The 14,650-nt window shown below is 53.5% G+C and carries 15 protein-coding genes and 1 riboswitch; of the genes, 1 reads left to right on the top strand and 14 read right to left on the bottom strand.

The window, feature by feature from the left end:
* Nucleotides 1-21: 21 nt before the first annotated feature.
* From ACETK5_RS01705 to ACETK5_RS01695, 3 genes are all read right to left on the bottom strand, one after another.
* Nucleotides 22-600, bottom strand: coding sequence for a GNAT family N-acetyltransferase (locus ACETK5_RS01705; RefSeq protein WP_326114326.1), 579 nt, complete (start codon nt 598-600; stop codon nt 22-24).
* Nucleotides 601-814: 214 nt separating this feature from the next.
* A complete protein-coding gene (locus ACETK5_RS01700; protein ID WP_100539001.1) occupies nt 815-1,315 on the bottom strand; it encodes a GNAT family N-acetyltransferase in 501 nt (166 codons plus the stop codon).
* Between the two features lie 91 nt (nt 1,316-1,406).
* Nucleotides 1,407-1,943 carry a DUF2569 domain-containing protein gene (locus ACETK5_RS01695; protein WP_394054191.1) on the bottom strand — a complete coding sequence of 179 codons (537 nt, stop codon included), beginning with the start codon at nt 1,941-1,943 and terminating at the stop codon, nt 1,407-1,409.
* Nucleotides 1,944-2,107: 164 nt separating this feature from the next.
* On the opposite strand from ACETK5_RS01695, the gene ACETK5_RS01690 reads away from it, so the two are divergent.
* A complete protein-coding gene (locus tag ACETK5_RS01690; RefSeq protein WP_394054190.1) occupies nt 2,108-3,196 on the top strand; it encodes a M24 family metallopeptidase in 1,089 nt (362 codons plus the stop codon).
* A gap of 127 nt (nt 3,197-3,323) precedes the next feature.
* Here ACETK5_RS01690 and ACETK5_RS01685 read toward each other — a convergent pair whose 3' ends face one another.
* The 11 genes from ACETK5_RS01685 to cobD form a co-directional block, all read right to left on the bottom strand.
* Nucleotides 3,324-4,718: an L-cystine transporter gene (locus ACETK5_RS01685; protein ID WP_100539004.1), complete on the bottom strand. Its 1,395-nt coding sequence runs from the start codon at nt 4,716-4,718 to the stop codon at nt 3,324-3,326.
* Between the two features lie 213 nt (nt 4,719-4,931).
* Nucleotides 4,932-5,753 carry an adenosylcobinamide-GDP ribazoletransferase gene (gene cobS / locus ACETK5_RS01680; protein WP_394054189.1) on the bottom strand — a complete coding sequence of 274 codons (822 nt, stop codon included), beginning with the start codon at nt 5,751-5,753 and terminating at the stop codon, nt 4,932-4,934.
* Nucleotides 5,750-6,328, bottom strand: a complete 579-nt coding sequence (gene cobU, locus ACETK5_RS01675) for a bifunctional adenosylcobinamide kinase/adenosylcobinamide-phosphate guanylyltransferase (protein ID WP_326114320.1) — start codon at nt 6,326-6,328, stop codon at nt 5,750-5,752. Before cobU ends, cobS begins: the two co-directional genes overlap by 4 nt.
* Entirely contained in the window at nt 6,325-7,395 is a 1,071-nt protein-coding gene (gene cobT, locus ACETK5_RS01670; RefSeq protein WP_394054188.1) for a nicotinate-nucleotide--dimethylbenzimidazole phosphoribosyltransferase, read from the bottom strand. Before cobT ends, cobU begins: the two co-directional genes overlap by 4 nt.
* 66 nt (nt 7,396-7,461) lie before the next feature.
* Nucleotides 7,462-8,247 carry an ABC transporter ATP-binding protein gene (locus ACETK5_RS01665; protein ID WP_394054187.1) on the bottom strand — a complete coding sequence of 262 codons (786 nt, stop codon included), beginning with the start codon at nt 8,245-8,247 and terminating at the stop codon, nt 7,462-7,464.
* Nucleotides 8,244-9,290, bottom strand: coding sequence for a FecCD family ABC transporter permease (locus ACETK5_RS01660; protein ID WP_394054186.1), 1,047 nt, complete (start codon nt 9,288-9,290; stop codon nt 8,244-8,246). The genes ACETK5_RS01665 and ACETK5_RS01660 overlap by 4 nt, the downstream gene beginning before the upstream one ends.
* Entirely contained in the window at nt 9,287-10,291 is a 1,005-nt protein-coding gene (locus tag ACETK5_RS01655; protein WP_394054185.1) for a helical backbone metal receptor, read from the bottom strand. The genes ACETK5_RS01660 and ACETK5_RS01655 overlap by 4 nt, the downstream gene beginning before the upstream one ends.
* Nucleotides 10,292-10,547: 256 nt before the next feature.
* Nucleotides 10,548-10,750, bottom strand: a riboswitch (cobalamin riboswitch).
* Between the two features lie 152 nt (nt 10,751-10,902).
* Nucleotides 10,903-11,739, bottom strand: coding sequence for a histidine phosphatase family protein (locus tag ACETK5_RS01650; RefSeq protein WP_394054184.1), 837 nt, complete (start codon nt 11,737-11,739; stop codon nt 10,903-10,905).
* Nucleotides 11,730-12,707, bottom strand: a complete 978-nt coding sequence (cbiB, locus tag ACETK5_RS01645; RefSeq protein ID WP_100539012.1) for an adenosylcobinamide-phosphate synthase CbiB — start codon at nt 12,705-12,707, stop codon at nt 11,730-11,732. The genes ACETK5_RS01650 and cbiB overlap by 10 nt, the downstream gene beginning before the upstream one ends.
* Nucleotides 12,704-13,438, bottom strand: a complete 735-nt coding sequence (locus tag ACETK5_RS01640; RefSeq protein WP_326117080.1) for an adenosylcobinamide amidohydrolase — start codon at nt 13,436-13,438, stop codon at nt 12,704-12,706. The genes cbiB and ACETK5_RS01640 overlap by 4 nt, the downstream gene beginning before the upstream one ends.
* Before the next feature lie 67 nt (nt 13,439-13,505).
* Entirely contained in the window at nt 13,506-14,633 is a 1,128-nt protein-coding gene (gene cobD / locus ACETK5_RS01635; RefSeq protein WP_326114313.1) for a threonine-phosphate decarboxylase CobD, read from the bottom strand.
* Between the last annotated feature and the right edge of the window lie 17 nt (nt 14,634-14,650).

Below are 14,650 nucleotides of genomic sequence, written 5' to 3'. Positions count from 1 at the left end.
ATGGTTCAGGCAGCCAGGATGCTATTGCCCTTGATGGTACAGCGCCCTGTATTCCTCCTCCAGCATGCTCATTATAATGGAATCATGGTAACGATGTTGGTAGTACAAAGCGTCTCGCTGAACCCCTTCGCGCTTGAAGCCCACCTTCTCATATGCCTTGATGGCACGCTTGTTATAATCAAACACCTGCAGTTCGATCCGATGAAGATTAAGGATTCCGTAAGCGTATTCGAGCAAAAGCCTGATGGCTTCCGGTCCGTACCCCTTGCCAAGATGATCACCATTATCAAGGGCGATTCGCATGTTTGCGTTCCGGTTCACATAATCGATATCCTGCAGCGCGATGTCGCCAATCATCTGATCGTTATCCGATAAAGCGATCAGCAGCAGGATGGTGTCATGATTACCGGATTTCTCCTCGATATACCGACGCACCCCTTCCATCGTAAAAGCCTGCTTCGTCCCGGTCAGCCTCCGTGTTTCAGGATTAAACAGCGTTTGAAAATACGCTGCGGTGTCCTCTTCTCCAAAGGGACGCAAGTAGATCCGCTCGCCTTCCAGAAACCGTATCGGCTTCATATTGGTTATGTTTGTGTTCATATCGAATATAACCTCCCGTTTCCTCTGGAACTTAAAGCCCCTTATACTATATCAAGAAATTAAACATATCGAAATATACAGCGCGAATGCTTCCTGTCAATATCATAACACCATGAAAAAGCTGTCCTCTCATTTACCGGAGGGACAGCTTTTTTATAGGTTAGTCTGCTACTTTAAAGAACAGCATAAATCAATCCATTAAACGAATCGACACTTAAACGGCACGACCTACAATGACCAAATCCCGCTTGATGCCGTCAAGCTCCGCAACCCCGGGGAGAAGCCCCCATTGTTCAAAGCCGAACTTCTTCAACAGCTTGAGGCTTGGTTCATTATGACCGAATACAAATCCGACCAGATTACTGACGCGAAGGCGCGGACTCTCCTCGATTGCCTTCTGAATCAATATGCTGCCGGCACCAATGCCGCGATATTTCTCGTTTACGTATATACTGATCTCAGCTGTGCCGTTATAGGCAGGACGACCATAAAAGGATTGAAAGCTCATCCATGCCACCATCCCGTCATCGGACCGCATAACCCACAGCGGACGAAAATCGTTGCTGTGCTCTTCAAACCAGCGTATACGGCTCTCCACCGTGACCGGCTCCAGATCGGCGGTTACTTTTCTGCCTGAGATCGTCGAATTGTAAATGTCCACAATGGCCGGCAAATCCTCTTTGACGGCATAATCGATACGATATTGATGCGTCACGATGCCCTACCTCCGAATAGATGCGTAATCTTTTTGTACGAGATCTATTGTACAAGAGGCAGCGAAAAAACGCTTCTATTTTTTCAAGGCGTTAATTTACGAAGGTGTTTCGCACACGCTTGGAGCGAATGAAATACGGGATCCAGATACTGGCGTATAATAACGACCGGATCCATTCACTCATGAATTTCCCGTTATCCCCATGAGCCATAATTTCAATTTGGCTAACAGCAGCATAGTCCACGATGCTTACCAGCAAACTAAATGATATATAACCGATCATCAATTTGGGAAACGCCTTTTTTTTGCGATAAAGTATAAATAATGCGATGACTGCGGTGATAACAAATATCACATTAAACACGGTCTCAAATATGATGAGCTGGATGAGCGCTTGATTATAACCCGGTGACGTTTTATCCGTAATCAAATTCCACGTCTCGGGTTCGAATACCGGGAATAAAATAGTAACCAGCACATACATAATCGAGATCAACGAGAAATAAAGTGAAATCTGAACGAATACAAGCCATCCGCCAAGTCCCTCCACCCTAGGTTTGATGAGATATTTGGGTGTATAGCCTTGCGGCGAAGCGTTATTGTTCTCCTGAGCTTGATTCGGATCCATTCGAGTGTAATTCCCCCCATATATTATGTAATTTTTTTACTTCAAAACATTATATAGGAAGATCAAGCTCGTAATAAAGGAAAACTTTACTTACGCGATTGAACGCGATACCCTAGCATTAATGGTGTGACAACCGTCTTCGGATTAAGAAAGGAATGAACAGGATGAATGAACGATTGCAAAGTTTGCTACAATCCATGAATACACAGGGCTGGGATCATGTCCTGGTAACTGACCCCAAGCATGTTTACTATTTGACCGGATTTGCGAGTGATCCCCATGAACGCTTTTTGGGCCTGCTCCTCTCCTCTGCGAATGATCCGGTGCTGATCGTACCGGCGTTGGATGCAGACGCAGCCGAGGCTGCTTCAACGGTTAAGCATATTGTCACGCATCAGGATACCGATAATCCGTATCTCTTGCTGAAGCAGCAGTTTCAAGGCGCAGCCGGTACGCTGGCGCTAGAGAAGGATCAGCTTACCGTCTCCCGTTATGAGCAGCTGCAGCAGCATGTGAACGCGAACCGGATCGAGGATGTTGGCGCTGTGCTCCGAGATCTCCGAATCCGAAAATCGGCCGATGAAGTGAAGATCATCAAGCATGCAGTAAGACTGGTTGAGGATGTTCTGACACAAGGCCTCGCCCAGATCAAAATCGGCGTCAGTGAGATTGAGGTTGTGGCAGAACTGGAGTACTTAATGAAAAAATTGGGTGCGGATGCTCCATCCTTCGCCACCATGGTATTATCCGGCCCCAACACCGCCTTGCCTCATGGTGTTCCCGGTACGCGCCGGATTGAAGCAAGGGATCTGCTCATGTTCGATTTGGGTGTGTATGCGGGGGGTTATGCGTCGGATATTACCCGTACCTTTGCGGTAGGCGAGCTGAAGCCCGAAGCCGTCAACATTTATGAGACGGTTCTCGCAGCGAACCTGGCCGGCATTCAGGCTGTAAAGCCCGGCGTAACCTATGGATCGATTGACCAAGCGGCTCGCAAAGTGATTGGCGACGCAGGATACGGACAAGCTTTTGTACATCGCTTGGGGCACGGGCTTGGCATGGAGGTTCACGAATATCCATCCATCCACGGGTTGAACCAGGACATTTTGCAGCCGGGGGCTGTATTCACGATCGAGCCCGGCATTTATCTGCAAGGCGTAGGCGGCGTGCGGATCGAGGACGATGTGATCGTAACCAAGGATGGCGTCGAGGTGTTGACCTCTTTCCCGAAAGAACTGACCATCCTCGGATAATGCAATGTTCAGCATACGAAAAAAGCCCGAATTACCGTTTCACATACGGTATTCGGGCTTTCTCTATGTACTAGAAGAGCCATCCTCCGGCAGAAACAATGCCTTCAAGATGGCTCCCACGGATATGTTATGCCTGAACCATATCCAGTTCAATGTTGTCGTCGTTGTACACGTCTTTATCCACTTCATTCATGACTTTCCCGGTAATCACGCCGGCTGTCATGGAGTCATTCACGTTCAGTGCCGTCCGTCCCATATCGATCAGCGGCTCGACGGAAATTAACAGGCCCGCCAAGGCAACCGGCAGGTTCATCGTGGAGAGCACGATGAGCGATGCGAAGGTAGCTCCGCCTCCGACACCCGCCACACCGAAGGAACTGATCATCACGACCACGATCAGGGTAAGGATGAACGACCATGAGGTCGGGTCCACGCCGGCTGTCGGCGCAATCATGACGGCCAGCATGGCAGGATAAATGCCCGCGCAGCCGTTCTGCCCAATCGTGGCGCCAAACGACGCCGAGAGGTTCGCGATGCCTTCCGAGACGCCCAGCTTTTTGTTCTGGGTCTGCACGTTAAGCGGGATCGTGGCCGCGCTGGAACGCGACGTAAAGGCAAAGGTCAGCGTCGGGAACACCTTTTTGACGTATTTGAACGGGTTGAACCCGAATATCGCCAGCAGCACCAGATGGATAATGAACATCGCGATCAAAGCCACGTACGAAGCAAGGACGAAATCGATCAGATTTATGATCACCGCAAGATCGGTCGTGGCGATCGTTTTGGCCATGAGTGCCAGAATCCCGTAAGGCGTCAGACGAAGCACCAGCGTCACAATGCGCATAACCACGCCGTAGACCGCAGAGATCATGTTGCGGAACGTTTCCGCCTGCTCCTTGTTTTTTCGGTCCAACCCGAGAACGGCGATCCCGATGAAGGCCGAGAAAATGACGACCGCAATCGTCGAAGTTCTTCGTGCCCCCGTCATGTCGGCAAACGGATTGCTCGGAATGAAATCCAGGATCTGCTGGGGCAGCGTACGGCCCTCAACATCCCCGAGCCGCTCTTGCAGCAGGGCACCCTGCTGCTCCTCCGCAGCACCGCCCTGGATATTCACCGCGGACAAATCGAAGGCCAGCGCGGTCGTAATCCCGACAGCAGCGGCTACGGCTGTCGTCAGAAGCAGCACCGTAATGATAAGCCCGCTCATTTTGCCCAGATTCTTTCCGCCCTTCAGCTTCATGATGGCCGATATGATCGACACCATGATAAGCGGAATGACCATCATTTGCAGAAGTCTAACGTAACCGTATCCTATCAGATTAAACCAATCGGTGGATTTCACCACCACATCGGAGGTCGAAGTATAGATGAGCTGCAGTGCCACTCCGAACAACACACCCAATCCAAGTCCGGCAAACACGCGTTTGGTAAACGAGTAATGCTTTCTCTGCATCCAGTACAAAATACCGACCAGCAGAATCAGAACAAGGACATTGATGATAACCCAAAGCGTTTCCATCCTAATGATTCCTCCCATTCTTTAAATAAGGATATATGTGCTCCATCCTCATGTCATAAGTGCGCTAGTATGTATTCATATCCATTACAGCCCACTCTAAACATATCATTACCCGATTGAGAAAATTCCTGTCAAAAATCGTTAGTTTCCCATCGATGCGGATTATGTCGACTATGTTGATCGGATTACCACTGATATCACTCTACTATCATATCATGTAAACTTCAAAAGGAGAACCACAAATATTAACACAACCGTCTCAATCAGTTCATTGAGCGCTCCGTAAGTATCTCCCGTCAGTCCTCCAAGTCTTCGGCTCATCCGTTCTGCCGTTAAACTTCCAGCCGCCCAGGCGATGATGGGTATGACAAGGGTTCCTCCGATTTCAATCATCCCCAGATTAGTCTCGCCTGCCGTGATCCATAGCAAACCTACAATAACTAGCGTTAACAGGGCGGCCATTACGCCTGCCATCGATCTCCTTCCGGCGGTCAATCCGTGAAATAGAGCGGCAAGACCCTCGCTCCCCCGTGCCATCGGCCAGCGATACATCGCGTGGACCATAAACCAGCGGCTCCAAACGGGAGCGAGCACCAGCAGCCATGCCTCTTGTTTCCATGCCCCGGCTGACAAATCCCACACAGACACGATCAAGGAAGCTTTCAGAAGGAGCAGCAGCATACACGCCATGACCCCCATCGCACCTACACGGCTATCCTTCATGATTTCCAGCATCTTCTCACGCGAACGATGGCTGAGCAGCGCATCAGCACTATCCATCCAGCCATCGAGGTGCAGCCCTCCCGTCAACGCTACCCATACAACCAGCAGAATGATGGCAGCAGGAAAAGAAGGCAGCACAAAGCTTAGGCCCAGTCCCAATCCGGCAACGATAATACCGATAACCGCCCCTACCAATGGATAAAAAATGACGCTCCGTTGCTGCACTTCCGGCGTAAAAGGAATTTCCCTCCGCACCGGCAGCCTCGATAGAAATTGAAAAGCGGCCGCAGCCGCTTCGATCATCTTGCTCATATGCGATACTCCCTGCTCTTGATTTCCATCGGAATTCCCGCAGTCACCAAAAACACTTCATCACATGCCTGGGCCAGCCTCTGATTCATAATCCCTGCCCAGTCGCGATATATTCGGCCTAGCGGGTATTCCGGAACAATCCCCGACCCCACTTCATTTGTTACCAGAATGACCATTCCCGGATAACCCTGCACCGCTCTTGCCAGTCTGCCGATTTGAAGTCCCAGCCGTTCTTCCATTGCGGCACTTCCTTCAGGCTCGGCTTGCAGCAGCACGTTCGTAAGCCACAGCGTCAGGCAGTCCACTACCACCGCAGGGGCATCAGGTTGGGATTGGCCCAGCGTATCCAGCAGTTCCGGCAGGGCGACAGGCTCCTCGACCGTCTCCCAACCGTAGGCGGAATCATGCCGACGGTCTTGATGAATTCGGATCCGCTCCCTCATCTCATCGTCATAGGCTTGCGCAGTCGCCACGTACGTTCCGGACTCCGAGCGCTTCATGCACAGCTTCTCCGCGAATGAGCTCTTCCCGCTTCTGGCCCCACCCGTTACCAACACGCTACCACGATGGCTCATATGGCCCCTCCGCTGATTCCGGCGCTCTCAAACGTCGCCATCTCATTCATGATCCGGCACGCCGCCTCGACCAGATGCAGGCACAGTACTCCGCCTGTACCCTCGCCAAGACGCATGTCCATTTGCAGCATCGGATGCAGCCCCAGCTCTTTCAACAGAAGAACATGGGCCTGTTCATGCGAAACATGAGAGGCAATCATATAGGAGAGGGCGTCCGGACAGATGCATTTGGCAACCAGCGCCGCCGCACTGGATATGAAGCCGTCAATGATAACGGGACAGCCATGGGCAGCCGCACCCAGAATCAGTCCAGCCAACCCGCCGATTTCATAACCTCCAACTTTGGCAAGCACGTCGAGGGGATCATCGGCATGAGGTCGATTAACTTGTATAGCCTGTTCCACAACTCGAATCTTATGTAGCAGCCGTTCATCGGTTACGCCGGTTCCCCTGCCCACGACTTCAGATGGCTGTTTGCCGGACAGAACGGAGAAGATCGCCGCACTCGGTGTCGTGTTCCCAATGCCCATCTCCCCGGTCACGAACATTTGCGTTCCTTGCGATACCAACTCGGCGGCTACCTCAGCACCGGTTACAATGGACTGCAGTGCCGCTTCCTTTGTCATCGCGGGCCCTTTGGCCATATTGGCGGTTCCTCTGCCGACATTCCGCGACATCAGCTTCTCATGGTTCAGCTCGATCGCAACACCGATGTCCACACAATGCACGTTTGCCCCCGCCTGACGGGCCAGCACATTCACAGCCGCTCCGCCATTCAGGAAGTTCATGACCATCTGGGGCGTTACCTCAGCCGGAAATGCGCTGACTCCTTCTTCACAGACTCCATGATCACCAGCCATGACAACGACGGATTTTTGGGTGAACGACGGCTTCATATTCCTTGTGATCCCCGCTAATTGGATCGCTAGCGACTCCAGCTTGCCCAGACTGCCCGGAGGCTTCGTCAGCGTATCCAAATAAGCGGCTGTTTCGTTCTGCACCTCCACGCTCAGCGGTTTAATGTTTGCCATGATGCGATTTAAACGATTCACGATTGTATCCGTCAATGAAACGACCTCCTCATATCTTGTTCCTAAATCTTACATCCCCAGCGGAACATGCGGCAACATCGGTCAGGACCACGTGCTATTCGCCGTTAACAGCACCTGCGGAGCACCATTCTCGGGATGGGCGACAATCGAGGGCTCCACCCGAAAGATTTGGCGTATATACGCCGCTGTCAAAACTTCCTCCGGCTTGCCAACCCCCGCGATCTTTCCCTGATCAAGCACCAGCAGTTTGTCGCAAAATTGAGCTGCCAGATTCAGATCATGCAGTACGCTGATCACCGTAATCCCGGACGAGTTCCGCCACTCCGCCACCATATCCATGAATTGTAGCTGATAGCGGATATCCAGATAGGTCGTCGGTTCATCCAGCATCAGCAGCGAAGGCTCCTGGACCATTACCTTGCCAAGTGCTACACGCTGGCGTTGACCGCCGCTTAACTCGGTAAGCCGCCGTTCCTCCAGTCCATGCAGATCCAGCTTTCGGATAACGGCCTCAATGAGCGGTGCTGCATCCTTTTCTTCACGGCCAAGCCAGTTCAGGAATGGGAATCTTCCCATCTCCAGCACTTCCCGGACGGTAAAATCGGTAGGATCAAGCCCTTCCTGCTGAAGCACCGCCACGATCCGGGCCAGTGCCTTTCGATTATAGTGTCCAAGCGCCTTCCCCCGAAGCGTCACGATTCCTTTCGTAGGACTCTCCACACCGGATAACAGCTGCATCAAGGTAGACTTACCGCTTCCGTTCGGACCGATGATTCCCCACCATTCCCCTTCGGCAATATGAAGGTCCACGCCTTCAAGAATCGGCACCTTGCCATAGGCTTTGCCAAGTCCTTGAGCTGTAATCATGATAAACCCTCCCTGCGCCGTTTTTTGTTCCGGTATAGCAAATACGCAAAGAATGGAGCGCCTATGAATGCCGTAACCACACCGAGCGGTATTTCCGTTGGTGCCAGCACGGACCGTGCCGCCGTATCGCACCAGACCATGAACATCGCGCCGCCCAGAGCCGACAGTGGAACAATGACGCGATAATCGGAGCCGGTGATCAGCCGGATCATATGCGGTACCACAAGTCCCACGAATCCAATCACGCCGGAGACCGACACGGCTGCGGCGGCAAGCAGGGTAGCCACGATGAGCACGCTGGTCTTCAGCCGATCCACATTCAAGCCCATATGGGCGGCCTGCCGTTCCCCCAGCGACAAAATATTAAGCTCTCGGGACCTGCTCCATAAGTATATAAATCCTGCGATAAAATACGGGAAAAGGATGGCCGTATACGACCATCCACGCATGCTCAGGCTCCCCATCGTCCAGTACAGGATCTGGTTTACCGTATCTTTGGACATGACCGTCAAAAAGGAAACGACGGCGCCCAGAAACGACTGCATCACCACACCGGACAGAATGAGCCCGTGGATCGGCAGTTTTCCTTGATCCCTTGCCAACAGCAGAACGGCCCATAAGGTGCCTGCTCCGGTCATAAACGCTACCAGCGGCAGCGTGTAACCTCCGGCAAAGGAGTATTCCATCCCGAAAAAAATCAGGGATGCTGCACCAAGCGCAGCACCCGAGGATACACCGAGCGTAAACGGATCCGCCAGCGGATTGCGAAGTACGCCTTGAAAGGCGGCTCCGGCCACCGCCAGGGAGGCTCCAACGAGCATCCCAAGCAGGATCCGCGGCAATCTCACCTTCATGAGGATTTGCTCGGAGGAAGCTTCCCAGCCCGGAACGATGGAATCGCCGATTCCCGGCAGCCTGTGCAGCAGCATCGCCCCAATCTCTCTCACAGGCAGGTGCACGGAGCCGATTCCGAGACTGACAACCAAGGTTAACAGTAATAGGAGTATGCCGGCCGCACCGAATCCTGCAAGTTTTTTACTCATGGATTCATCAGTTCCGGATAAACGGCCTTCGCCACTTCAATCAACCCTTGCGTCACACGGGGACCCGGACGGCTCAGCAGGTTCGCATCCACGGAAATGACCTGATCATTCTTGATGGCATCGATCTCATCCCAGCCGCCGCGCTCCTTAATCAGCTGATCCAATGTTTTCTTGGTTGCTTCATCTACCACATCGTCCGTGTACAAAATGACATCGGGGTTCGCAGCGATAATATTTTCCTCGCTGATTTCGAACCAGCCTTCCGCATCGCCGGCTGCGTTGACGCCGCCAGCTAAGGTGATGATCTCATCCATAAACTCGCCCTTGCCGACAGTCCATCCCGGAGAGAATTCTACGTATACTTTCTTCTTGTCTTCATCCTTCACGGCTTTCACGGCTTCCGTAACGGTAGCCAATTCCTGCTTCATCTGATCCACGACCGCTTTCGCCTCCGCTTGACGGTCGGTAATTTGCCCGATCAGTTCGATGTTCTCCATCACGGCATCAATGGTTTTCGGATCATTGACGAACAGGGTAACGCCAAGCTCACGCAATTTCTCGGCATTCTGGGCATTCATCGAAGCGGCAAATACCACATCGGCATCGGCTGCAATAATAGCCTCTTCATTCACTTGAAACCCGCCCAATTTAGGCTTGGATTTGGCCGCTTCCGGATAATCGTCATTATCGGACACGCCAACGATTTCCTCATCCAGGCCCAAGGCGAACAGTTTTTCCGTCTCGGACGGTGTCAGGGATGCAACTTTGGCCGGAGCTTTCTCAAACGTCATTTCAACCCCGGTTGAATCCTTAACGGTCAGCGGATACGCCGTTTTAAGCTCTTCGCCGGAATTTGCCGGCGCTTCGTTATTCTGCTCTTCCTGCTGTGCAGGCGGCGTTGTATCCTTCGGCGCCGCTTCTTCGCCTCCACAGCCGACCAAGGCCAGGGCCATCAGTATGGCTACCAGAAGTACGGACCATGTTTTGTTTAATGCTTTCATCTCTTGAAATCCCCCTATACATAATTGAGAACCTGGCGCTGCAAGTCTACATTCCTTCAACTGATCCTTACCGGGAGAAAAACATCAATCGTCATACTCCAAAAGAAGCAAAAATCCCTGACTCCTCGTAAACAAGGACTCAGGGATTACGTTTTAACATAAGGACATCTGGATAACCGTTCACAGATAGCGCCTTAAACTTCCGCCCATACATGCTGCATGGGTTCGGCAAACGTAATCCTCTCCTCGAAGGACCGTCATTCATTCGCCGAGGGCAGGTCTCCTGACTTGCAGGCTGTAACGACTTCTCCGCCTTCCCAAGCGCTATGGCTCAGTGGCATATGGAGAAGTCCCTGCTTCACAGTGGCGGGACCGTGCCGGACTTGCACCGGCTTCCCTATTAACCCGGCAGAAAGACAATAACGCCTTCTGTCCGGGACCCTCGCAAATAATATGAATTTATGTATGATAGGCCAAGCATGGTTTCTCTGCCCAAGATTATAGGCGATAAACCCTCCTCTTACAACCGAAAGTTTCGGTCGTTTCAAATGCGTCAGGATACGGATTCATCCCGTTATCGCCCATTCCGCACCGATATCATACGATTTCATTTATTCGCTTACCCGTACGCCTTGCCAGCGTTCTCCATCCCATGTCAATTGCAGCTTGAGCTCCTCGCCCGGCGATACCTGCGTCCCCCAGAATTCCGTATGCGGAAGGGTGGCTGCGGCGATCTGCCGGATAACGCCCCCATGGGTGACCACAAGCACATCAAGCCCCTCTCTCTGTGTTCCCAGGCCGTAGCCAGCAGCCTCTGCCTCTGCCTCTGCCTCTGCCTCTGCCTCTGCCTCTGCCTCTGCCTCTGCCTCTGCCTCTGCCTCTGCCTCTGCCTCTGCCTCTGCCTCTGCCTCTGCCTCTGCCTCTGCCTCTGCCTCTGCCTGCACAAGGGTATCCGGATCTTCCTCCACATGCAACAGTTCCTTCAAATCCAAAGACAATCCGGTCAAAAATGCCTGAACCCGGGAACGGAACGCTTCCCAGCTCTCCCCATTCGGCGGCGTAACTTCTGCAGGGTTATCAATCCAGCGCCGATAAGAGGTATCCGACTTCAAATCCTCGTAGGTGTTCCCTTCCCAATCCCCGAAGTCAAGCTCGCGCAGGCGCGGATCATACTCGACACCCGGTATAAACCTGCCCAAAGCTTCATCATCAGGAATAGCAGCCATTGTTGAATCCGATAGGATAACATTCAGCGTCTGCCTGCATCGAAGGAGATCACTGCAATAGATCCGGACAAACTGCCCGGTAAAAAACCTTTCCCGCAGCGGGAGGAGCTGCTGTCTGCCTTCCCTCAGAATCCCTTGATCCTCGTGACCGAGATAACGGCGCTCCTCGTTCCACAGCGTGCGGCCATGACGGACCAGATGCAGCGTGATCCTCATATCCATAACCTTCCTCCTGATGCGGCAACAAGTCCGAGCACCACGGTACCCAGTAACGTAAACAAAACCGATACGCCCAGCAGCAAACGGTTGGTCACCCGGATATCCTCCGCTTCAAGCGGGCGATCAGCATCCCCCATGTAAGCCCGGAACGAGATGATACCCTGATAGGAATTCTCGCCTCCCAGACGAATGCCCAGAGCACCGGCAACGGCCGATTCCGGGAAGCCGCTGTTCGGACTGGGGTGCTTTCGCGCATCTCTTCTGACCATCTTGATCGCTTTTTTCCATTGCAGCGAAAACATCGCAGCTACCATGGTCAACAGCCCTGCGGTCAGGCGTGCCGGTATCCAATTGGCCATATCGTCCAGCCTTGCGGATGCCCAGCCGATATGCTGGTATTTCTCGTTTTTATAACCGACCATGGAGTCGAGCGTGTTTACGGCCCGATAGGCCATCGCCAGCGGCGCTCCCCCGATCAGGGCAAAAAACAGCGGAGCGATCACCGCATCCACGATATTCTCCGCAACCGTCTCCACCGTTCCCCGCACAATCTCCGGCTCATCCAGATGGCCGGTGTCTCTCCCGACAACCATGCTGAGCGCGCGCCGGGCCTCCGCGATATGGCCGGAGCGAAGATGGCCGTAGACCTCCAATCCTGCCTCTCGCAGCCCCTTGATGGCAATCGTAGTCGCAATAAGCACGATCTCCACCCCCCACGCAAGCCAAGGATGAATCGCCGCGCACAGCTCCAGCAGCAGCCACGCCAGCACGAAGGAGCCGCCGGCCACGATCACCGGCAGCAGTATCCCCGCCCGCTTCAGGCTCTGAGCGGAAGTCGCCCAATGGCGAATCCAGCCTTCAACCCGGCGGATGGCTTTCCCCATGCCAATGACGGGATGGGGGAGCCATCTCGGATCTCCGATCAGCAGGTCCAACACGACCGCAGCCCAAATGACCCACACGACGGTCATATCCGGTCCTCTCTTTCGGCGGCAATGCTTTCCGTAACACTCTCGTAGACAAGGCGGCCGATCATGCCGCCCAGATCGGTTGCGGTTCCGGCATAATGGTGATTTACGCCATAGGCTGTATTGCCGCTGACCCCAAGGACCATGGCGTCCGTTGTCGTCCCGGTCGCGACGGCTCCGGTTTCATGATCTTTCACGCCCAGGTCATGCAGCGCGGCGGCCTTCGCTTCCGTCGCGGTCAACACGGCGTTCAGCATGCATGCCGGCGTCATCATCCCGTCGATCAGCAGCATAATATTAATCGTGCCCGGCTGGTAAGCCGCAAAGGTCGTTCGACTCGACCCGGCACGGGCTGCATTGCCCACGCCGGCGGTGGTGCAGCAAAGGATGGAAACTTGTTCACTCCGCTCTTCCCGGATGGAGGCATATTTCAGGTTTACCGCCGTCATCAATCCAGCTGTGGATTCAGCCGGATAACCGTGAGCACCCATAAAGTTAAACATATCGTTCACGGGGTCGCTGCAATCATAATGCCGGTCCACATAACGGTTCACGATATGATCCAAACGCACGAATCCGCCGCCATATATGGCGCTGCTAATAAACGCAGCCGGCTCCGGAAGCGATATGCGGATATGCGGCTGTTCCTGCTCCGATTCGAGGGACACCACCGCTCCTTGCCACGCATTCGAACGATATAAGTGATTCTTGCCTTTCAGAAAAGGTACGGCCATGCTTCTCTCTCCCTGCTCTCTATGATCTAAATCCGCCTGATCCCAAACTCATTTGCCGCTTGATATCCTAGGTTGCTTCTTCTTCAGAACAAATCCCAAAAACCTCCGCCATAATGGCAAGCAGCCTGTCGTTATCTTCAACATGTTTAACGGCCAGCCGGATATGACGCTCACCGAGGCCCGGGTACATGGCGCAGCTGCGGACAAGCACGCCGCGTCTCCCCATCTCCGACTGAAACATCTCGGCATTCCAGGGCCGCGGAAGCTCCATGAGTAGAAAATTGGCCTCCCCCGGCGTAACGTCAAGCCCCAGTGCTCGTACACCCCGTATGAGCTTCTCGCGCTCTGCGCGAATCAAATGCAGCGTATTCTGCTCGTAGTCCCTCCCGCTGCCAAGACATGCCTCTCCTGCAAGCAGCGCCAGTCCATTGACGCTCCATGTCACCTGCTTGCCTGCCATCTTGCGTATCACATCGGGATGCGCGGCCGTATACCCGAGCCGCAAACCCGGAATCGCATAAAACTTGGTCATCGATCGGACAATCACGGTTCGAGGATAGTCATGAAGCTCTGGCATCAGGGTCTGTCTGTCTTCAAGCGGAATAAAGTCGATAAAGGCTTCATCCAGCACCAGCCAGGTCCCTTCTTGCTCAGCGCATGCCGCTATTTCACGGATATCCTCAAGGCTGTACTGAACCCCGTTCGGATTGTTGGGCTGTCCCAAAAACACGAGATCCGTGCGAGCCAACAGCTCCATCACATCCGCCTTGTCTGCACGCCAGTCCCTCTCCGGATGTCCGCACACGGAGCGGATGTCCGAGCCAAATTTTAAGGACAACTCCCGGTATTCGGAAAAACACGGGTCAACCACGCCCACAGTCCTTGGCGTAAGGCCCATCAACAACAGCGCCATACACTCGGCCGCCCCGTTGCCGACTAAGATTCGCCGGGGGTCGGTGCCTAACTCCGCTGCGAGCAGCTCCTTAAACTTGCGGTGTCCCGGATCCGGATAACGAATGACCGCACTCATTCCCTCTTGTAAGGCCGTAATTACCCCTCGCGGCGGTCCGAGCGGGTTAATATTGGCGCTGTAATCCAGGAAAGCCGAGGCTTGCCTTCCGAATTCGGCAGCCGCCGTCTCCACGTCCCCTCCGTGGCCGTACACCTCGATCAAGGGTTGTTTTTTGTCGTTCATAAGGGCTCCTCCTGTTC

This window comes from Paenibacillus ilasis (assembly GCF_043195395.1).
GTDB classification, from domain to species: domain Bacteria; phylum Bacillota; class Bacilli; order Paenibacillales; family Paenibacillaceae; genus Paenibacillus_AQ; species Paenibacillus_AQ lautus.
The sequence above is the reverse complement of the archived record's forward strand: the minus strand, read 5'-3'. Positions and strand labels throughout refer to the sequence as shown.